The sequence below is a fragment of the Paracoccus wurundjeri genome, from assembly GCF_030678915.1.
GTDB lineage: Bacteria > Pseudomonadota > Alphaproteobacteria > Rhodobacterales > Rhodobacteraceae > Paracoccus > Paracoccus onubensis_A.
In genome coordinates, this window is record NZ_JAUUTZ010000008.1 from 1 (window position 1) to 21,038 (window position 21,038).

Genomic DNA, 21,038 nt, shown 5'->3' on the forward strand with positions numbered 1-21,038 from the left:
CGCGCCCAAATTTATAGGTGCCCGGCGCGGCGGCCGCGCGGTGCGTCGTGCGGTCCCGTGTCCACCCACCCCCCGCGGCGGGGGGGGGGGCGGGCGGGCCCGCGGCCCGCCCGGCGCCCCCCCCCCCTCCTGCGGGTCAGCAGCCGCCGGCTGTGGATGCCTGGGGAAAACCGGTCCCTCCGCAGCAACCCGGAGGTCCGGGCGCGTCGCCTTTCGGCAGGCCCGCTGGCCCGGTCGCGGCACCCTTTGGTCAGGCTCAGCCCGGTTCCGCTTCGCCCTTCGGCGACAACCGGCCCGGGGGCTCGCCTTTTGGCGCGGCGCAGGAAGGGCAGACCTGGCTGGGGCATCCGGCACCGGCGCAGAATGCCAATCCCGGGCAGATAGGCCGCGCGTCGGGTTCGGACGCGCCGGGGTTCTTTCCCGATTTCAACCGCGGCGGTCAACAGCAGCCTGCCCGGCAGGCCCCGCGTATCGCCCTGCACGAAGCGCTGCATGTCCGTGAACTGGGCGCGGCATCTTCCGCAAATCCGCTGCTGGCTTCGGCAGCCAGCCTGCTGATCCTGCTTGGACGATTGCGCACCGGTCTGGTGGAATTGCAGGTTGCGCCGTTGATGGAACACGTGACTCGCGAAATCGACCGTTTCGAACGGAACGCCCTGACTGCGGGTATCGGCCAGCACGAGGCGTTGGTGGCGAAATATGCGCTGTCGGGAACGGCGGATGATATCGTGCAGAACCTTCCGGGCAGCGCCCGTGGCGACTGGCAGCAATATTCGATGGTCGCGCGCTTCTTTCACAAGCGCGATTCCGGCGTCGGCTTCTTTCAGGAGGCCGAGAAGGCGATGCAGGCGCCAGCGCAGCAATATAATCTGCTGGAATTGATGCTGGTCTGTCTATCGCTGGGCTTCGAGGGGCAATTCCGCACCATGCCCAACGGAGCCGCCGAACTTGCCCGGATCAGAAGCGCCATTTATGAAAGCCTCCGGCGCGTCAATCCGCGTCCTGCCGAAGATATCTCGGTCACATGGGAGCCCGTCGTGCAAAGCAGCGGACGGCGGTTCGGGGCGATCCCGATCCCGGCGGTTCTGGGAATCGCCGCAGCGATGGTGCTGGGGGTGTTTACGGTTTTCGTTACACTGATTAACCGTGACGGAGCCGAAGCGGCCGAGGCGATGCGGGGTTTGCATCAGGGCGTTCCGATCATCCAGGTTGACCGGACAGGCAGGGATGTCGAGGTGAAACCCTTTGTGGCGGAGAACACGCAGTTGGACCGGCTCCGCGAGGCTTTTTCGCAAGAGATCTCGGACGGGTTGGTCAAGGTTGAAGCCAAGGGCGATTACATCGCCATCCGGGTGGGTAATCTTCAATTGTTCGATACTGGCGCTGTTGAGGTCAAACCGGGTTTCACCGATCTGGCCGAACGCATTGCCGAGGTACTGAACAGTGAGCAGGGTCCGGTCCTGATCGAAGGTCATACCGACAATGTGCCGATGTCCGGGCGTGGTCAGTACAAGGATAACTACCAGCTTTCCGAAGCCCGCGCCGAAGGCGTGGCCGAGGTGCTGCGACCACTGCTTTCCGATGCATCCCGGATTGACGTGGAAGGCCGCGGCGAAGACGAACCCGTTGCCGATAACGCCGCACCCGAGGGACGGACCGAGAATCGCCGGGTCGAGATCATGTTGGCGCGCGAAGGTACATATGGCGACGCGGTGACTGGCGATGCGGAAGCCTCGGGCGGAGAAGTCGCGCCCGAAGCGGAAACACCCGCAGATAACGCCGGGACGGAGGCGCAGAATTGAGATTGCTGGGGCTGAATATCCGCTTTCCCCGCTGGAAGAAGCACGCATGGTGGCGTTGGACGGTAACGGCCCTTGGCATTCTTCTGCTATGTGCCGCGATCTGGATCGGTGGCCCGATGACCGGATGGGGGCCGCTGGCGACCCTGTGGTTGCGCCTGACGCTGATCGGAGCGATCCTTTTCATCTTCTTCCTGGTGCTGTTCATCCGCTGGCGCCGCCGGGTTCGCGCGGCACGCGAAATAGAAGATGCGATGATCCCGGTCGAGCCCGAGGGCGATGGCAAGCTGCTTGCCGAAAAGATGCAGGAGGCCCTTGCGGTTCTTAAGAAATCCGGTGGCGCATCCTCGCTTTACGATTTGCCCTGGTATGTCATCATCGGGCCTCCGGGGGCGGGCAAGACGACCGCGCTTGCCAATTCCGGCCTGGATTTTCCGCTTGCGCAGGAACAGGCGGTATCGGGCTTTGGCGGCACGAGGAACATGGACTTCTGGTTCTCGGAAGAAGCGGTGCTGATCGACACTGCGGGCCGGTATACCACGCAGGACAACGACTCGGTTGCCGATAAGGCCAGTTGGGATTCATTTCTTGATCTGCTCAAACGGACCCGTCCGAACCGCCCGATCAACGGCGTGATCCTGTCTTTCTCGGTCGAAGACATGATGAAAGACGATTCAGGGTCCCTGACCCGTCATGCCGAGACCGTTCGCGCCCGTCTGGCCGAACTGCACGAGCAACTCAAGATCGATTTTCCGGTCTATGTGATGTTCACCAAAGCCGACCTTATCGCCGGCTTCCGCGAATATTTCAGCAGCTACAGTCTGAACCGCCGCAAGCTTGTCTGGGGCGTGACTTTCCAGAACAAGGATCGCAAGGCGATCACCCACGAATCCGTTCCGGCAGAGTTCGACCGGCTGGTATCGCGGCTGTCGGACGAGATCATCGACCGTCTGTCCGAAGAACCCGATGGCGTGGCGCGTATCGCGATTTTCGGCCTGCCCGGGCAGATGGCGCTGTTGCGCGACAATGTCTCTTCCTTTCTGCGCAGGGTTTTCGAGCCGACGCGCTACAAGACCAACGCCATTCTGCGCGGCTTCTATTTCACCTCGGGCACGCAGGAAGGCACGCCGGTCGATCAGGTTCTGGGTGCGATCCAGACGCCGGACGCGCCGATGGGCTTCCAGTCCGCCTTCATGTCGGGCAAGGGCAAAAGCTTCTTCATCCATGACCTCCTGCGCCGGGTGATTTTTCCCGAACAGGGTTGGGTGTCACATGATCTCAAGGCTGTCCGGCGCAGTCTGATGATCCGCACGGCGGTGTTTTCGGCAATCGCCCTGGTTACGGTCGGTGCCGTTTCGGCGCTGGGCTACAGCTATTGGAAAAACTTCCAGCTTGTGCGTACTGCCGAAGGGGAAACCCGGTCCTACAAGCTGGCGGCGCAGGAGGAACTGGCCCGCGACGTGATCGACGATACAGATCTGCGGCCCATCGTGCCTTTGCTGAACGATCTGTCCACGATGCCCGCCGGATATGGCGACAGTCAGGATACCAGTTTCTGGGAGGGATTGGGCCTTGGTCAGCGTGACCGTCTGAACCGTGTCGCGACCGAAAGCTATGCCGAAGCGCTGGAGCGGATGCTGCGTCCACGTCTGATCCTTGAGCTTGAAACCCGGATTCCGGAAATCATCGCTTCGGGCGAGATGACCGAGATCTACCGGGCGCTCAAGGTCTATCTGCTTCTGGGCAAGCAGGGCGAGACACAGGATGACGACGCGATCCTGACATGGTTCAATCAGGCATGGCGGCAGGAATATCCCGGTCGCACGGGGCTGGAACTGATCGACCAGCTGCAAATCCACCTTGAGGCCATGTTGTCTCTGGATGACAGACGCAATCTTCTGGTGGATCTGGATCAGGCAACGGTCGACCGCGCGCGCGCCGCAATCGCACAGCTGCCCCTGGACGAACAGGCCTATGCCTTGATCAAGGATGGCGCTCTGGCCGCCGGGCTGAGCGATTGGAACCTGCAAGAGGCCGCCGGTGGCGACATGGCTGCGCAGGTCTTTACCACAAGAGACGGGCAGGATCTGTCATCGCTGACAGTGCCGGGGCTCTATACCTATGAAGGCTTCTGGTCCTATTTTTACGATCAGCTGGCAGTCGTCGGTGAGGAACTGCGCCGCGATCAATGGGTGCTGGGCGATCTTGCGAATACCGCCGAGATCGAAAGCCGTCTTGCCCGTCTGGACCGCGATCTGCTGGAACGTTACCGCAGGGAATTCATTTCTGCGTGGAACGGTGTTCTGAACGATATAACGCTGACTTCGATGGTTGCCGACAAGCCGAATTACGCGGCGCTCAGAACCGCGGTTTCCGCTCAGGCATCGCCGATATTGGAACTGGTCAAGGCGGTTGCGACCCAAACCAATCTCAGTCGCGAATATGAACAGCTTGAAGGTGCTGATCTGGCAGCCCTGACAGGTGAAGGTGGGGAAGAAAACGGTGAACAAGGCGGCGAGGGTGGCGCAGTCGCCGGAGCTGTCGGCAAGCAGCTTGGGGACCGCCTGCGTTCGCGTTCCAGCGGTGTGCAGCGTATCCTGCTTGACGCGGCGGCCCAGCAGGGTGGCGACGCCTTGCCCGGAGGTGGTGGCGGGAATGGCGATCCGGGCGAAAGCAATAGCGTGACCGCTCCGATCGAGGCGATCACCAAGGAGTTCGAGAACTGGCATTTGCTGGTCGAGGGCGAAGCGGGCCAGCGGCCTGTCGACACGCTGCTGGGCAATCTTGGCGCCATCTGGGAAACATTGCGAAACGCAGAATATAATCCGGAAATCGGCCCCGAAATACTGCCTCCGCTATTGAACAAGCTGACACAGTACAATTCGCAATTGCCCGATTCCCTGGCGCGGATGGTCACGCGGGCAGAAGGCGATTTTCGCACCGGGGCCTCGGACGCAAGCATCGAAACGATGAACCGGGAACTGACCGACCGCGTGACATTCTATTGCCGCGATGTGATCACCACGTCATATCCTTTCGCGGATTCCTCTCGCAGCCTGTCCATCGCCAATTTCTCGCGCTTCTTCGGCCCGGGCGGCGAGATGGATAAATATTTCGCTGAATTCCTTGAGCATTATGTCGAACGCACGGATGAAGGGTTGAAATGGCGCGAGGATGAAGAGATCACCAAGCGGCTTTCGGCGAATACGCTGAAGCAGTTCGAGCGTGCCGAGCGGATTCGGCGGGCCTTCTTTGCCGGAGGAACCTCGGAACCGTCGGTCGAGATTACCATCAGCCAGGTCGATGCCCATCCCACGGTTGAAAGCGCCGCACTCGCCATCAATGACGAGGTGGTGCAGACCGCAACCGGCTCGCTTCCGCGTACTGTTGTCTGGCCCGGCACGGGAAAATCGACGATCCTGCAACTGTCGCCGCCTCAGTCGCGCCAATCGGTCTTGCGGTTCGAAGGCAGTTCCTGGACCTTCCTGCAATTTCTGGATGCGGCCAGTTACAAGCAACAGCAGGGTGACACTTTGCGCGCAACCTTCATGCTGGACGGGCGCAATATAACCTATGATTTCACCATCAATGCGCTGGTCAATCCGTTCACCATGCCCGAACTTCGTGAGTTTGAATGTCCGCAGAGCATCGACTGAACGTCGCAGGGATCTATGGCAAGCATCCGGGTTTCGGCGATTTTATCGCCTCGGGGTTGCCGGATTCCTGCCTGAATCCCCTAGGCGACTGGATGCAGGCAGCATTGGGCGAATGGCGGGCGCAAATCGGGGAAAGCTGGCAAAACCGTTTCGATCTGTCTCCGCGCCTGAATTTCTGGATCGGTCCGGCATTGCTTGGCGGCGAGGCGCTGCGCGGCATCTGGACTCCGTCGCATGACCGGACCGGGCGCCGTTTTCCGCTTATCGTGGCACAGGTAACCACGGGACCGGCGCCGGTGACCGAGCCGTCGCAAGATTTCTATATCGCCGCCTCGACCGCATTGACCGGGCTGCTGGACAGCGATGGTTTCGACCCGCGCGACGTGGCAAACCGGCTGCAATCCGAACTTCCCGGACAGGTCTCCCCGGGAGGACAGCCGGGCTGGCCGACATTCTGGGCCCTTAATCCCGAACTTGGGCCTGAAACATTGCTTGAAAATTTGCGCTCTGCCGATCACGCACATGCCGTCACAGCTAGAAGTTATTGGTGGTTTGCCGGCGCTTCGACCCCTGCATCAGGAGTACTGGCATGTCAGGGCTTGCCGGGCCTGTCCGAACTGGACTGGTTGCTTGCGGGTGGGCGGCAGGCGGACGCAGCACCCGGTGGGGAGGATGTGGCATGAACGAGACGAATCGCTGGTTCTCATTTCAGGTGGGTGCGCTGAGCGACAAGGGGCGGATCAGATCGCATAACGAGGACAGCATCGGCGCATTCTCGGATATCGGCGTCTGGGCCGTTGCGGATGGCATGGGCGGACATGCCGCCGGCGACGTGGCCAGTGCGATTATCATAGAGGAACTGGGCTCGCTTGGGATCGCCGTCGATGCGCAGGATCAAAGGGCGCGCGTACTTGAGCGGCTGGACCGCGCGCATCTGCGGATCGCCGAACATGCTCGTCAGAACCAATTGGGCACGGTCGGCGCGACCATCGCGGCGCTACTGATCCATGATGCCGAATTCAGTTGCATCTGGGCGGGTGACAGCCGGATATATCTGCTGCGCGACGGTCAATTGACCCCTTTGACACGCGATCACAGCGAAGTTGCCCAACTGATCGCCTCTGGCGTCATGAGCGAAGCCGAGGCGCGGCTTGCGCCGGGCCGGAATGTCATTACCCGGGCCATCGGGATCGGGGAAAAGGCGAATCCCGAAATCGCGGGCGGGGTGATCAAGCCCGAGGACCGCCTTCTTCTGTGCTCGGACGGGCTGACCGAGCATCTGGACGATGCCGAGCTTGCGCATCTGTTGATACAGCCGATGCCCGCACCAGAACTGACGCGGAGACTGATCGAACTGACGCTTGAACGCGGCGCAAAAGATAATGTCAGTGTGATCGTGCTGGACTGCGCCGCGAAGGAGGAAGCACTGCAGGCGCAGGACGAATAACCGATGACCAAGGATGATCCTTCCCGCAAGACCGACCCGCCCGAGCCATTCGGACCGAATGAGGTCGTAAAGAAGAAGGACAAGCCTGTCGCTTCCAGTGAATCCGCTGAAGATGGCGCGACAGAAGACAGGACTGTCTTTTCCGAACCTGACGAGTCGAAGCCCGAGGTGGGGCCCGAGATGGAGGACGATATCCGGCAGGTATCGGGCTCACCGGACAATGCGCAGGCGGATGCTGATGGTGACAAGACGGTATTTTCCGGCCTCACGGCTGCGAATGAAGGCGGGGAGGAGGATGCGCCGCGAACGATGATCTCATCCGATGGGCCGCCGGTCTCACCGATGCCGTCGTCCGCGGACCCCACCGTGATCGGCGAGCAACCGGCGTCTGGGGCCGCAGAGATCCGCATCGTCGAACCGGGCACCCTGATCAACAATAATTACCGGATCGTGTCGCTGGTCAGTTCCGGCGGTATGGGCGAGGTATATCGCGCCGAGAATGTCTTTACCGGCGATCCGGTGGCGGTGAAGGTGATCCTGCCGAATCTGGCGCAGGATGAATCGGTTCTCGACATGTTCCGGCGCGAGGCGCGGGTGCTGGTTCAGCTTCGCGACGAGGCGATCGTTCGCTATCACAATTTTGTCCTTGATGGCGGGCTGAACCGTTATTGCCTGATCATGGAATTCGTCGAGGGGCGTCATCTCGGCGCGCGGGTCAAGGAAGACGGCCCCTTGTCCGACGATGCCGCGATCACGCTTTTCCGGCGGCTTGCGCGAGGGCTTGAGCGCTCTCACAACCGTGGGGTCACGCATCGTGACCTGTCCCCCGATAATGTCATCCTGCGCGATGACAGGATCGACGAGGCGGTTCTGATCGATTTCGGTATCGCCCGCTCGACCGAGTTGGGGGACGGGCTCGCAGGGCGATTTGCCGGGAAATTCAAATATATCGCCCCCGAACAGCTTGGCCATTTCGGCGGCGATATCCAACCGGAGACCGATGTTTACGGGCTGGCCCTGCTGATGGCGATGGTTTTGCGGGGCAAGCCTTTGGATATGGGAGATTCGATCGTTTCCGCATCTGCGGCGCGTCAGGCCATCCCGGACCTGACCGGAGTTTCGCATCGGTTGCTTCCGTTATTGCAGCATATGCTGGAGCCGGATCCCAAGCGGCGTCCCGGAACAATGGGCATAGTGCTGCGAATGCTGAACGATCCGGCGATGATCCCGGCGCAGTACCGTTTGCCCCTGTGGACCGCGACCGGAAACTCTTCCGGCGACGATAGCGATACGGGCGGGCTCCAGACATTGATCGGGCAAACCGGTTCGCAGGATTCCAGCAGCCCCTTTGCGCGGCCGCCAGAGGCAGGGGTGATGGAAAGCGCGTCTTCGGGAATTCCACCGGCCAAATTGGAACGAAGTCGGGTATGGACCATCCTGATTGCGGTCATCGTTCTTGCTCTTGCCGCTGCGGCAGGCGGGGGGTGGTGGATGACGCGCGATAGCGGGCAACCTCCACCGGTTAAGGAAGCCGTGATAGAAGAACCAAAGGAACTTGCGGCGCGGGATACATCCACGCGCGAAGGTTTTCTGGCATCCCAGTCCTTGCCCGCATGCAGTTTCGTGGATCGGATCGCCATCGGGCAGAATGCCGGGATGGTATCCGTTCTCAGCAATGCCGACTTTCCGTCATCCGGGCTTGTCGATGCCTATGAGGCCGAATTCGGCGCGCGCCCGACGATTATCGAAACGCAGGTCATGCCGCAGCATTGCCCGGCACTTGAGTTTCTGCGCGAAGTCTCGGGGCGTCCTGCCGCTCCGCCCATGCTGACGGCCACGATTCGCTTGGCGGATGAGGGGTATCAGCTTATCGGTGACGTGAATGCTGATACGGCCCGAAATCTTTGGCTGTTTCTGGTTTCTCCGACTGGCGGAATCTACGATCTGACCGGGCAAAGCAGTGAAACTTCGGATGGCCGTCGGTTCGGCGTGGGTATTTCGGCGGTGCAGGCAGATGACAATCCGGCGGCTGCTCCGTTCCTGCTTGTTGCCCTGACCACAGAAAAGCCAATCGCGGCAGTCGCCGCCGCGCCAGCAGGAGCATCGGCCGACGAATTGTTGCCACGGGTGCTTGAGGAATTGCGTGCCAATGAAGAGAATCCGGCGGTCAGTGTTCTGGCGTTGCGTGCAGAGGCACCTTCTGATGCGGCTGTTTCCGACGATGCTGAGGACTCCGAATCAGATGATGCGGACGAGGAAGCCGGCAACTGAACTTTGCAGCCGGTAGCTGTTCAAAGATCAGTCGCGTCCGTCGAATCGAAGAAAATCCATCACGCTGCCCTGTCCAAGGGCGACCTCAGACCAGTTTTCGATCTGGAAATCGATGACAAGCGTTGCCCCGGTCGCATAGCGGCGGAATTCCGGATCCAGCGGGGCACGTGAGGGCAGCATTGCGGCGAATTCCGAGATGCCAGGGTTATGGCCAAGCATCATGACGGTCTGATGACTCGCGCTGCGCAAAATCGTCAGCATCTTATCTGCGCTGGCGTGGTAAAGGCCCGGCTCATAGCGGATCAGCGGGCGTACCTCGAGAATGGCGCTTGCCACCATTTCCCAGGTTTCCTTCGTGCGTCTGGCCGAGGAGCACAGGACCTCTTCCGGTTCGTAATCCCGGCTTGCCAACCAGTCGCCAAGCGCCAGTGCTGAACGTCGGCCACGCGCGTTTAGCGGCCGGTCGTGGTCATCAAGCGAAGGATTGTCCCATGCCGATTTGGCGTGGCGTGTCAGGATCAGTCTTCGGTATCCAAGCGGAGTCATGGGAAAGATGCCTCATATGCCATGCCAATCGTTCAGGCAGCCTGCCACAGCCGTTGCCGGTCGGGCAAGCACTCGCAGCATGTTACTTAATCGAGATATGCAACTTTACAGTCCGGCCTCGCCCTGACGCAGTCCGCGAGGTTTGACCCTTGGCTCGGTTGATCGGATCATGCTGCCCGCGCCATGTTCGGTAAAAAGCTCCAACAGGCAGGCATTCGGTACGCGACCATCCAGAATGATGACGGCCCGAACCCCTTCTTCAAGCGCCATAAGCGCGGTTTCGGTCTTCGGGATCATACCGCCGGCAATCTGCCCGTCGGCGATCATGTCGCGGACCTGATCGGGGCTAAGCTGGGTGACAACCTCTCCTGCACTGTCCTTGACACCGGCGACATCGGTCAGCAGCAGCAGCCGGTCAGCCCTTAGCGCGCCCGCAATCGCGCCCGCTGCCGTGTCCCCATTGACGTTGAAGGTTTCGTTATCCTCCATGCCGGTTGCAACCGGAGCGATTACCGGAATCATGCCCGCAGTGTAAAGATCGCGGATGATCTGCACATTCATCTCGATCGGGCGGCCCACGAAACCCAGTTCCGGATCGTCGGCCTCGCAGACCATCATGTCGTCATCCTTGCCCGAGATCCCGACCGCGCGCCCGCCCGCATCGTTGATGGCCTGAACGATTCGCTTGTTGACCAGCCCGGACAGAACCATCTCGACGACTTCGACGGTTTCCTTCGTGGTGACGCGCTTGCCCCGGACAAACCGGCTTTCAATTCCCAGCTTGTCCAGCAGGTTGTTGATCATCGGTCCGCCGCCATGCACGACGACCGGATTCATGCCGACCTGCTTCATCAGCACCATGTCACGCGCGAATTCCGCCATTGCGTCATCGTCGCCCATGGCATTGCCGCCGAATTTCACTACCACGACCGCGCCCGAATAACGCTGCAGATAGGGCAGGGCTTCGGATAGGGTGCGAGCGGTGGCGATCCAGTTCCGGTTCATATTCTGCTTTCTCATACTGGCCTCTGAGTGACGATGGCGAGCCTATGACGGCGGTGCCGGTCAGTCCAGCCCGGCAATGATGCTTCGCAGACCGGCGATTCCCTGTCCCTTATCCGCCGATGTCACGAGAAGCTGGGGGAACGCGGCCGGGTGTTTCTGCAGCTCGGTTTCCACTTGCTCCAGTACAGGTTTGATCGCGTTCGGCCCCAGTTTGTCGGCCTTGGTCAGCACGACCTGAAACGGAACGGCAGAGCGATCCAGCAATGTCATAATCTCATGATCCACCGGTTTGATTCCGTGGCGCGAATCGATCAGGCAAAAGGCACGGCGCAGGGTGGGTCGACCGCCAAGATAGGCTTTCAGCAATGTCTGCCATTTTTGCACCACCGGAACCGGCGCCTTGGCAAAGCCATAGCCAGGCAAATCCACCAGATAACCGTGCGTGCCTAACGTGAAATAGTTGATTTCCTGGGTGCGCCCCGGTGTGTTCGAGGCGCGTGCCAGTCCCTTGCGACCGGTCAGTGCATTAATCAGGCTGGATTTTCCGACATTGCTGCGGCCGGCGAAACAAACCTCTGGCCTGTCCGCCGGGGGCAGGCCGTTCATGGCGACCACGCCTTTCAGGAAATCGACCGGCCCCGCGAAAAGCTGGCGTGCGGCCTCGGCCTCTTCCCGTTCCGGTTCGGGCGCGACGGAAAACGTGACCTTCATGCGACCGGATCGCCGATGGCGATTTCCCCGCCCGAGATGACTTCGGCGAAAACACCGAAATCCGTATGGCCATAAAGCCGCCCCAACGTGTCCAGCATGTCGATATCGACGCCGCCAGTATCGGTATTCGCGCTCGTTGCCTCGCAGCGGGTGATATGCTGCGTCACCCGCAATTCTACCGCGCCGATCTGGAAGGTGCTGCCGATCAGACTACGCTCGGCAAAGGGCTCCCATCCTTTGACCCAGAAATTCCCTCGCCAGCGGTCGATTCCGAAACGCTGTCCCGTCTGAGCCTCCAGATCGGCAAGGCTGTCCAGCGACAGAACCGAGACCCAGGGCCATTTCTGGTCGGTCCAGATCGCCGCGCCCCTGACCAGCCGCGTGGGTGGCGGAGCATTCGTTGGCCATAGCGGACGAAGCCATTCGACCAGCTTCTCGCCTTCGCATGCAGGATCGAAACTCAGGGCCGGGCGTTCGGGGTGGCGAAGGGCGATGCGCTCATTTTGCCAGCTTCCCTTGATCGCCTGAACCGGGGGCGAGGACACGCCACGGATAAAGCAGGCTTTCGGCAGCCAGCGATCCGGTTCACCATCGGTTTCGCTGGCGCGGGCGTTGCGTTCGCCCGCCTCGGTCAATACCGCCCATTCCCGGTCGCCCGGCAAGCGCTGCGCAGGGTTCAAAGTCACACGCTCCAGCCCCTCGCCGCCGATCGATTTGATTGGATGGCGGCGGATATGGGCCAGATGCGCGGTCATTTGCCGTCATCCTTTCGGGGCCGTTTCGGCATGGAGGCCTTGATATTGCCGAACAGATCGGGGCGGTGCCCATGCATCGACATGATCGAATACTGCTGGATGATCGTGATCGTGTTGTTGGTAATCCAGTACAGCACCAGTCCCGACGCGAAACCGCCCAGCATGAACATGAAGACCCAGGGCATCCAGGCGAAGATCATTTTCTGTGCCGGATCGGTCGGCGCCGGGTTCAGCTTTTGCTGCATCCACATGCTCACCCCCAGCAGGATCGCCAGAATCGGCAGTGACAGGGAATGCAGCATCGTTCCTTGCGCAGGGGCCGCAAAGGGCAGCAGACCGAACAGGTTCAGCAGGCTGGACGGGTCAGGTGCCGACAGGTCGCGGATCCAGCCGATCCAGGGCGCGTGGCGCAATTCGATGGTGACGAAGATCACCTTGTAAAGCGAGAAGAAGATCGGCACCTGCAACAGCACCGGCAGACAGCCCGCGGCGGGGTTCACCTTCTGGCTTTTGTAAAGCGCCATCACCTCTTTCTGGAACTTCATCCGGTCGTCGCCGGTACGTTCCTTGATCGCCTCCATCTGGGGCTGGAGTTCCTTCATCTTGGCCATGGAGATGTAGGATTTCCGCGCCAGCGGGAAGACCAGCAGCTTGAGGATGAAGGTCAGGGCGATGATCGACCAGCCCATATTGCCAATATGCCCATGCAGCCAGTGCAGAAGCTGGAAGATCGGCTTGGTCAGGAAATAGAACCAGCCCCAGTCGATCGAATCGACGAAGCGCTCGATTCCCGGCGTTTCCTGATAGTTGCGGATGACTTCCCAAACTTTCGCGCCCGCGAATAGATAGCTTTCCACCGATGCCTCGCTGCCCGGTTGAACCGTCTGCATCGGGTAACGGGCTTCCGCCTGGTAGATATCGGAATTCTCGGCATATTTCACGACCGAGGTAAAGGGCTGCCCCGGCGCGGGGGCCAGAGTTGTCATCCAGTATTTGTCGGTGAAACCGATCCAGCCGTTCTCCTCGACGGTGACGACATCGGCCCGGCCTTCGCGTTCGACAGGGTCGAGCTCGGTAATATCGTCATATTTCATCTCGAGCAGCTTGCCGTCATGCATGCCCACCGCGCCTTCATGCAGGATGAAGAAATTGGTTGTGTCGGGGTGACCGTGCCGGGCGATGATTCCGTAAGGCGCGGCATTGAACGCGGCATCTCCGTCATTCTGAAGGCTTTGCTTGACGGTGAACAGGTAATTGTCGTCCAGTTCGAACACGCGACGGAAGGTCTGGCCGGCACCGTTGTCCCAGGCCAGCGTCACCGGCTTTCCGGGTGCGAGCGTGTCACCGGACTCGACCTTCCAGATCGTCGAAGGGGTCGGGACAAGGGCAGGATCGACGCCGGAACCGGGAATCCAGCCGTAAACGGTATAATAGGGCTTGGAGCCGGCCGTATCCAGCGACGGATCGGCCGTGGCAGAGGATGGCGACAGCAGCCGGACATTGGGTGAGTCCTTGGCCTGCGTTTCCTGATATTTTTTCAGCAGCAGGTCGTCGATCCGGCCGCCGGCCAGGGAAATCGAGCCCTGCAATGCCGGCGAGGAGATGTCGATACGGCCAGCTTGCGGGGTTTCGCCTTCCTCGCCAAGATCGGCGGTTGCCGGGTCGCCGGCACCAGGGTCTGCGGGGGGTGCCGCGGTGTCATTCGCGGTTTGCTCCGCCACCTGCGGCTCGGGTTGTTGCACGGGTGGCTCTGGGGCGAAGACGGTGTACCAGATCAGGATCACCAGAAACGACAGAACAGTCGCCAGGATCAGATTGCGGTTATTGTCTTGCATTCCGTTACCACCGTATTCGCGTCAGTCGCGCCGGTTCAACAGAAGGGGCCATCAAAGGTCAAGCGCTATCGCCCATTTTATGGGCTTTGTAAGCAAAATTGATCTTGCAGGCGCGAATGCGGAGCGATCCCTTCAGCCAAATTTCTGGAGGCGGGTATCAGGAAGGGGCATTCCCTTTTCACGCTGTCGGGCAAGTTTCACGCTGTCGGGCAAGGAGGTCGAGAGTCTCCTCCAGTCGCATGGGCGGAGCAATGGCGCATCCCTGCACTTCCTGACAGCCAGATTTGGCGAGATAGGCATATTCTTCAAGGCTTTCCACGCCCTCGGCGATTGTGCAAAGCTCAATCTGTCCGGCCATGGCCAGTATGCCGCGAACCGTTCGCTGTTGGACGGGATCCATATCGCAGCAGAAGACAAAACTGCGGTCGATCCGGATCGAATTCACGGCAAGCTGGCGGACCTGATCCAACCCATTATGGCCGATACCGAAACCACCCAGCTCGATCCGGCACCCGATCTCGCGCAAATTCCGCAGATTGGCGCGCAGGGACGGCGAAGCCCGGTCCGATCCTTCGCCACCACCGATTCGCAGAACCAGCCTGATTGGGGGCAGTTTCATCCGCATCAACTCGTCGATCACCCGCTGGGAAAAATCCGGAGCCTGAAGTTCCGTATCCGGTACATTGATCGAGACACGGAGAATATCTGCATCGGCCTTGTCCCAGAAGCGCAGCGCCTTCCGCGCCTCGTGCAGTGCGGGCAGGACCGGGATCTCAAAACCGCGATCATCCGCAGCTTGCAGACCGGAAATCAGACTATCTGCATTCGCGATATGGCTTGATTTGCTGCCCTGCAGTTCAAAGCCTGTCACACGACCTGAATAACAGCATGTAACCGGCTGAAACAAAGTAGTAAATGAATCTTCCTTGTCTGATTGACCGGCGGGCGAAACCTTGGCGCCGTCGGTCTGATCCGAAAATCTGATCTGTCCCAGAAGGCTGCTGTCCATCCGCTCCAGAATCCGACATCCCTGCGCGATCAGAGCCGTCTCATTGCGTAGATGTTCCACGTTCGGCATGACCAGCCCGCTCAGAACCGGAGTAATCATTCGCCCCGATACAGCCAGCATGCGTTCACCCTGCAATTGAGCGCGCCTTGCCACAGCCATTGCTTCGGCTTTCGGAACGCCCGTCAGCGTGACTGCAAAGAATCCGGGCGGGGCAGGATGGATCAGGTCGGATTGCACTGCCTCACCAATCCGGGCGGATATCCTTGACAGGACATGCTCATGTTCGGATTCGGTCAGGACGTGGCTAAAAAGTGCCAAGCTTTCGAGGCGGAGCAGCAAAAGATAGCTGCCCGTCCGTCGCATCGACACCGCCGTGGCGACGCCGTTGCGCAGCCTGGCCCATCCGGTCTTCAAAAACCCTGTCGTCATGCCGGTCCTTTCGGTATTTCTGGTGACCGGTTTTAGAAGCGAAAGATTTTTGATCCGTTAATGTGGTGACTTTTCCTTGGGGAACAGCGAAGCGAAATCGAACAACTGAGGGTCAAGCATATGCGACAGGCGCAGGTTTTTGAGCGCGCGGAACATGACCTGCCGCCGGCCGGGGCTGCGTGTTTCCCATTCGTCCAGCATCTTCTTGACCTGCATTCGCTGCAGCCCTTCCTGGCTGCCGCAAAGATCGCAGGGGATGATGGGGTAATTCATGGCGCGGGCAAACCGTTCGCAATCATCCTCGGCCACATAGGCCAGCGGGCGGAGAACGGTCAGATCCCCTTCTTCGTTCAGTAATTTCGGGGGCATGGTCGCCAAGCGCCCGCCGTGAAACAGATTCATGAAGAACGTTTCCAGAATATCGTCCCGATGATGCCCCAGCACGACCGCAGAGCATCCTTCCTCTCGTGCGATTCTGTAAAGATTCCCCCGACGAAGCCGCGAACACAGGGCGCAATAGGTGCGGCCTTGCGGGACCTTGGCGGTCACGATGGAATATGTGTCCTGATACTCGATCCGATGCTCGACAGCCCGATCCGAAAGGAATTCGGGCAGCACGGTCGCCGGGAAGCCCGGCTGGCCCTGATCGAGATTGCAGGCAAGCAGGTCGACCGGCAGCAATCCACGCCATTTCAACTCGTGCAGCACAGCCAGTAGGGTATAACTATCCTTGCCGCCCGACAGGCAGACCAGCCACCTGTCGCCGGGCCGCGCCATACCGTAATCGTCGATCGCCGCGCGGGTCTCGCGCACCAGGCGTTTCCGCAGTTTGCGAAACTCGGTTGACGAGGGCGCGCCTGCGAAAAGCGGGTGAATGTCCGTATCGTCGGTATCGTCCAGCATGTTTCCGTTTCCCGGGTCTGGGATGGTCAATACCGGCCCCGATACCGCCGCGGGGCTAAAGAATCCAGCGGAAGATGGCAGATCCAGTCCGGATTCGTTATGCCGGGTTGCGCTGCGGATCAGATTTCCTTGACCAATCGTAGTGCGTCATAGATCGCGGCATGGGTATTCCGAGCCGCGACGGCATCACCGATGCGGAAAAGCTGATAGCCGCCCTCAGGGTTGTGCGTGACCTTCTGCGGGCGTCCGTTGATCAGTGCTTCGTAATCCACCTCGCCCAGATTGATTGAACCGGGGCGAAGCTCGAAATAGATGTCGTCCAGCGGTCGTGTGCCGTGATTGACGATAACCTGATCGACCCGCCGTTCTTTAGTCACCCCACCGTAATCGCTGCCGATCATGGCCAGCAATTCATTTCCGTCGCGGCGAACCGCATCGAGTTTCCACATCACGGTAAATGTAACCTCACGCTTTTGAAGCTCGCGCATCGAGGGGGTCAGCGACATCGCCATGACTTCAGGCGCGAAACTGCGGTCCCGCGTCATGATCTCGACCTTCGCACCGGTGGCGGCGATCTTTTCGGCAGCCTGAAGCGCCGGATAATCTCCGGCATCGTCATAGATCAGCACGTTCGAGCCGGGGCGCACATCGCCCGACAGGATATCCCAGCTTGAGATGACCAGATCGTTGCCCGCCTCCAGCAGTTCGGTATGCGGCAGCCCTCCGGTCGCCACGATCACGACATCGGGCTTGTCTTGCAGCACAGTATCGGCGTCGGCAAAACTGTTGAAATGGAAGCGCACCCCCAGCCGCTCACATTCGCTGAAACGCCATTGGATGATCTGGATCATCTCGGCCCGGCGCGGGGTTTGGGCGGTCAGGCGAATTTGCCCCCCGGGATCGCTGGCTGCTTCGTGCAGGATCACCTCATGGCCGCGCTCGGCGGCGACACGCGCAGCCTCAAGACCCGCCGGACCGGCGCCGATGATGACCACGCGGCGTTTTTCGTCCGCCTGCGGGATCTGGTGGGGCTGCTCCAGTTCCCGCCCTGTTGCGGGATTGTGGAGGCACAAGGCCATGCCGCCCTGATAAATCCGGTCAAGACAGTAATTCGCGCCGACGCAGGGGCGGATGCGCTCTTCCTCGCCGCGCATGATCTTGGCGACGATATGAGGATCGGCCATATGTGCGCGGGTCATGCCGACCATGTCCAGCTTGCCGCTTGCGATCGCATGACGCGCGGTCGCGACATCCTGTATCTTGGCCGCATGGAAGGTCGGGAACCGGGTTTCGGCCCGAATTTCCCCGGCGAAATCCAGATGTGGCGCAGAACGCATGCCCTGCACGGGAATGACATCCGTCAGCCCTGCATCCGTGTCGATATGCCCTTTGATGACATTCAGGAAATCCACCATGCCGCAATCTTTCAGCCGGTGCGAGATTTCCAGCCCGTCCTGTCTGGTCAGCCCGCCGGGCAGGTCCTCGTCGCCCGTATAGCGGATACCGACGATGAATTCCGGCCCGACCCGTTCGCGGATCGCCTTAAGCGTATCGAAGGTAAAGCGCAGCCGGTTGTCCAGATTGCCGCCGTAGGGTTCGTCCAGATCATTGGTCAGTGGTGACCAGAACTGATCCATCAGATGGCCGTAAGCCTGCAATTCGATCCCGTCCAGGCCGGCCGCCTGCATCCGTTCGGCCGCGTCCGCGTAATCTTCGATGATCCGGGCGATATCCCAGTCCTCGGCTTTTTTCGGGAATGCCTTATGCGACGGTTCGCGCTCATGCCCGGCCGAAACCACCGGCAGCCAGTCGGCCTTGTCCCAGCGGGTTCGCCGGCCCAGATGGGTCAGCTGAATCATGACGGCGCAGCCGTGATCATGGCATTCGTCGGTCAGTTGCTTCATCCAGCCGACGACCTCGTCCTTCCATGCAAGGATATTGTTGAATACCGGCGGGCTGTCCCGCGAAACCGAGGCCGACCCCGCTGTCATGGTCAGGGCCACGCCCGCCCGCGCCCGTTCGGCATGGTAGGCGCGATACCGTTCCTTGGGCATTCCGTCTTCGGGATAGGCCGGTTCGTGGCTGCTGATCATCAACCGGTTTTTCAGCGTCAGATGCCTGAGCTGATATGGCTGAAGGAGTGGGTCGCTGGACATGGCATCCTCCCTTGGCTTTGTGGGAGAATTCCAGAAATGTTCATAACTGTCAAATTTAAAATCAGCAATGTACATTTTTCTTGTTCGGCTGGAACTCCGCGTCTATGATCCGGGCATGGATGCGGTAAATGACAAGACGGATGAGCCGAAAACCTCGGGCTGGCGCGGTTCGCGCGAACTCTGGCTCGATGCGGCGAAACAGGCGCTGGTGGAGACGGGTCTGGATTCGGTGAAAATCCAGCCGCTTGCGAGTCGGCTGAACATTTCCCGCACCAGCTTTTACTGGTTCTTCAAGGATCGGCGCGCATTATTGGATGCATTGCTGAAGGAATGGGAGGCGAAGAACACCGGAGCTTTCGTCGATGCCTGCGAAGCCTATGCCGAAACCCCTGCCGAGGCGGTGCTGAACCTGATCGGCGTGTTCATAGATGAAAACCTGTTCGAACCGCGTCTGGATTTTGCCATCAGGGGCTGGGCGCATCGGTCGGATTCCGTCGCAGAGCGTGTCAATGCCGCCGATGAAACCCGTCTGGCGGCGATCCGTTCGATGTTCGGGCGTTTCGGTTATGCGATAACAGATGCCGACACACGGGCGCGCACGGTCTATCTGACCCAGATCGGCTATATCTCGATGCAGGTCGTTGAAAGCCTGCAAACCCGGATGGAGCGGATTCCCGGCTATGTCCGGATATATTCCGGGCACGCCCCGACCGGGAAGGAACTGGCGCGTTTCCATGCGCGGCACAAGTTCATGACGCAGGAAGCCGGTCTTTCCGCGCATGATGCCGGGTAACGGGATTTCAAGGTATTGCGCGAATGTCGCGGCAGTCATTCCTGTGACCGGGCAGGGCGAAATTGTCTGCGGCGCAGGATCATCCCGCTGCTTCGGCTGCCTGATAAATGCGGGACAAAAGACTTTCCCGGCGTTCCGGCGGTACGGGAAATGTGCCGTTGCCTTTATTCCGGGCCGTCCCCTTGAGCTTTCGATCCGGTGAAGTTCAGCATCCACGGCGTGCCGAAACGGTCGCGGAACATGGTGAACCGTTCGGCCCAGAAGGTTTCCGCCGGTTCCATGTTGATATTCTGTGCATCTTTCGACAATGCCGCGAAAATGCGATCGAATTCTTCCAGCGAAGCAGGTGCAAGCTGAACATAGAAGCCCTGCGGCCGGTCATACATGTCTTCGGAATTGTCCGAGGCCATGATCATCGACTGATCAAGCTTCATGCCCATATTCATCACCATATCCTCGCCGCCCGGCATGCGCATGTCCGGCTCTGCATCGCCATTGCGGAAGACATAGGCGATCTCACCGCCCAGCGTTTCGGCGTAGTGCTTCATCGCTTCAAGGCAGTTGCCTTTGAAAAACAGATAGATGATCGGATTCATCGGAATCTCCGTTATAAGCTTTTCGCCAATTCTTCCAACTGATCGGCGGCGGCACCCCAGCCTTCGTGAAAGCCCATTTCCTCGTGTTCCTTCCGGGCTTCCTCGGTCCAGTGCATGGCGCGGGCGACATAATGGGTGCGGCCCTCGCCGGCATCCTCGAATGTGACTTCCGAGGCCATGAAAGGCCGCCCCTGAGGGCGCCATCCGGGTGCGAATGCGTCAGTAGTCACGAGTTTGCTGCCCTCGACGATTTCAAGAAATACGCCGAGATTTGGGAATTGCTCGCCATCCGGCCCGTTCATCACGCAGGAAAACTCTCCTCCGGGGCGCAGGTCGATGACGGGATTCGTGATGAACCACGGCTTTGGGCAGAACCATTTTTCCAGGAGGGCAGGTTCGGTCCAGCAGCGCCACAGGGCGGCGCGGGGTGCGTTCAGTTCCCGGTCGAGTACCAGTTCGATCGTGTCAGTCATTTTGTCCTCCCTCCGGACGGCTTTGAAACAAGAGTTTGACATAACGCCGAAGATGGTCAACGCTTTCGACCGCAAGCGAAGGATCGTTGCCTGCCTTGGCAAGGATGAACGCGCCTTGCAGAACCGCCTGCGTATGCCGTGCGAGACTTGCCGGGGTCCAGTCCGCCGATATTCCATATGCCTTCATCGCGGCCTGTATGTCTGGCTCAAGCGTGGTGGAATGCCCGAACAATGACGCCGCACAGGCATCGCGGATGGCGGGATATTTCGAATAGGCTTCTTGCGTCATGGTTCCGACAAGGCAGGTGAATTCGGCAAGCTCACCCGCCACAAGATCGCGGCGAAAATCGATATAGGCCAGGATCCGGTCCAGTGGTTCTGCATGGTCGTGATAGGGTGCATTTGCAAATAGTTCACTGGTCGTTTCCGCCCAGAATTGCGCCGCCGCTACCCCCAGCGCCTCTTTGCTGGCGAAGTGGTGGAAAAATGCCCCCTTGGTGACGCCGGCAGCCTGACAAAGCTGATCAACGCTGGTGGCGGCGAAGCCCTGGGTCCTTATGATGTCCCGCGCGGCCTCCAGCAGCCTTGTGCGCGCATCGCCCCGGTCGGGATTTTGTTTGGTTGGTCTGTTCATGTATGTTTAATACCAACCGG

General features: G+C 60.0%; 17 protein-coding genes. 6 read left to right on the plus strand and 11 right to left on the minus strand.

The window, feature by feature from the left end; genetic code table 11:
• The first annotated feature begins 152 nt into the window (after positions 1 to 152).
• Genes tssL through Q0601_RS09490 form a run of 5 tightly spaced genes read left to right on the plus strand, consistent with a single transcriptional unit; the run spans position 153 to position 9,173 of the window.
• Positions 153 to 1,802 (plus strand): type VI secretion system protein TssL, long form, encoded by a 1,650-nt coding sequence (gene tssL / locus Q0601_RS09470; RefSeq protein ID WP_305289505.1) that lies wholly within the window; start codon positions 153 to 155, stop codon positions 1,800 to 1,802.
• Complete coding sequence (tssM, locus tag Q0601_RS09475; RefSeq protein WP_305289508.1) at positions 1,799 to 5,455, plus strand: type VI secretion system membrane subunit TssM; 3,657 nt, start codon at positions 1,799 to 1,801, stop codon at positions 5,453 to 5,455. The genes tssL and tssM overlap by 4 nt, the downstream gene beginning before the upstream one ends.
• A complete protein-coding gene (gene tagF / locus Q0601_RS09480) occupies positions 5,434 to 6,138 on the plus strand; it encodes a type VI secretion system-associated protein TagF (protein WP_305289510.1) in 705 nt (234 codons plus the stop codon). Before tssM ends, tagF begins: the two co-directional genes overlap by 22 nt.
• Entirely contained in the window at positions 6,135 to 6,902 is a 768-nt protein-coding gene (locus Q0601_RS09485) for a PP2C family protein-serine/threonine phosphatase (RefSeq protein WP_305289512.1), read from the plus strand. The genes tagF and Q0601_RS09485 overlap by 4 nt, the downstream gene beginning before the upstream one ends.
• 3 nt (positions 6,903 to 6,905) lie before the next feature.
• Entirely contained in the window at positions 6,906 to 9,173 is a 2,268-nt protein-coding gene (locus tag Q0601_RS09490) for a serine/threonine-protein kinase (RefSeq protein WP_305289514.1), read from the plus strand.
• Between the two features lie 27 nt (positions 9,174 to 9,200).
• Here the strand turns inward: Q0601_RS09490 and Q0601_RS09495 are convergent, their stop codons facing one another.
• The 8 genes from Q0601_RS09495 to Q0601_RS09530 all read right to left on the minus strand — a co-directional run bounded on the left by Q0601_RS09495 (position 9,201) and on the right by Q0601_RS09530 (position 18,522).
• On the minus strand, positions 9,201 to 9,719 hold the full coding sequence (locus tag Q0601_RS09495) for a SixA phosphatase family protein (protein WP_305289517.1): 519 nt from the start codon (positions 9,717 to 9,719) through the stop codon (positions 9,201 to 9,203).
• A 105-nt stretch (positions 9,720 to 9,824) separates the two neighbouring features.
• Positions 9,825 to 10,724, minus strand: coding sequence for an acetylglutamate kinase (gene argB, locus Q0601_RS09500; RefSeq protein ID WP_305289772.1), 900 nt, complete (start codon positions 10,722 to 10,724; stop codon positions 9,825 to 9,827).
• Positions 10,725 to 10,784: 60 nt separating this feature from the next.
• The gene (gene yihA / locus Q0601_RS09505; RefSeq protein WP_305289520.1) at positions 10,785 to 11,435 is read right to left on the minus strand and encodes a ribosome biogenesis GTP-binding protein YihA/YsxC; all 651 of its coding nucleotides are present in this window, start codon (positions 11,433 to 11,435) and stop codon (positions 10,785 to 10,787) included.
• Positions 11,432 to 12,190 carry an MOSC domain-containing protein gene (locus Q0601_RS09510; protein WP_305289522.1) on the minus strand — a complete coding sequence of 253 codons (759 nt, stop codon included), beginning with the start codon at positions 12,188 to 12,190 and terminating at the stop codon, positions 11,432 to 11,434. The genes yihA and Q0601_RS09510 overlap by 4 nt, the downstream gene beginning before the upstream one ends.
• Positions 12,187 to 14,025, minus strand: a complete 1,839-nt coding sequence (gene yidC, locus Q0601_RS09515; protein ID WP_305289525.1) for a membrane protein insertase YidC — start codon at positions 14,023 to 14,025, stop codon at positions 12,187 to 12,189. The genes Q0601_RS09510 and yidC overlap by 4 nt, the downstream gene beginning before the upstream one ends.
• A 178-nt stretch (positions 14,026 to 14,203) precedes the next feature.
• Entirely contained in the window at positions 14,204 to 15,463 is a 1,260-nt protein-coding gene (locus Q0601_RS09520; RefSeq protein ID WP_305289527.1) for an EAL domain-containing protein, read from the minus strand.
• Positions 15,464 to 15,520: 57 nt separating this feature from the next.
• A complete protein-coding gene (ttcA, locus tag Q0601_RS09525) occupies positions 15,521 to 16,366 on the minus strand; it encodes a tRNA 2-thiocytidine(32) synthetase TtcA (protein ID WP_305289530.1) in 846 nt (281 codons plus the stop codon).
• A 119-nt stretch (positions 16,367 to 16,485) separates the two neighbouring features.
• Positions 16,486 to 18,522 carry an NADH:flavin oxidoreductase gene (locus Q0601_RS09530; RefSeq protein WP_305289532.1) on the minus strand — a complete coding sequence of 679 codons (2,037 nt, stop codon included), beginning with the start codon at positions 18,520 to 18,522 and terminating at the stop codon, positions 16,486 to 16,488.
• A gap of 115 nt (positions 18,523 to 18,637) precedes the next feature.
• Between Q0601_RS09530 and Q0601_RS09535 the strand changes: the two genes are divergently transcribed.
• Positions 18,638 to 19,315 (plus strand): TetR/AcrR family transcriptional regulator, encoded by a 678-nt coding sequence (locus tag Q0601_RS09535; protein ID WP_305289773.1) that lies wholly within the window; start codon positions 18,638 to 18,640, stop codon positions 19,313 to 19,315.
• Between the two features lie 164 nt (positions 19,316 to 19,479).
• Here Q0601_RS09535 and Q0601_RS09540 read toward each other — a convergent pair whose 3' ends face one another.
• Genes Q0601_RS09540 through Q0601_RS09550 form a run of 3 tightly spaced genes read right to left on the minus strand, consistent with a single transcriptional unit; the run spans position 19,480 to position 21,018 of the window.
• Positions 19,480 to 19,911, minus strand: a complete 432-nt coding sequence (locus tag Q0601_RS09540; RefSeq protein ID WP_305289534.1) for a VOC family protein — start codon at positions 19,909 to 19,911, stop codon at positions 19,480 to 19,482.
• An 11-nt stretch (positions 19,912 to 19,922) separates the two neighbouring features.
• Positions 19,923 to 20,384 (minus strand): SRPBCC family protein, encoded by a 462-nt coding sequence (locus Q0601_RS09545; RefSeq protein WP_305289536.1) that lies wholly within the window; start codon positions 20,382 to 20,384, stop codon positions 19,923 to 19,925.
• Complete coding sequence (locus Q0601_RS09550; protein WP_305289538.1) at positions 20,377 to 21,018, minus strand: TetR/AcrR family transcriptional regulator; 642 nt, start codon at positions 21,016 to 21,018, stop codon at positions 20,377 to 20,379. Before Q0601_RS09550 ends, Q0601_RS09545 begins: the two co-directional genes overlap by 8 nt.
• Positions 21,019 to 21,038 lie beyond the last annotated feature (20 nt).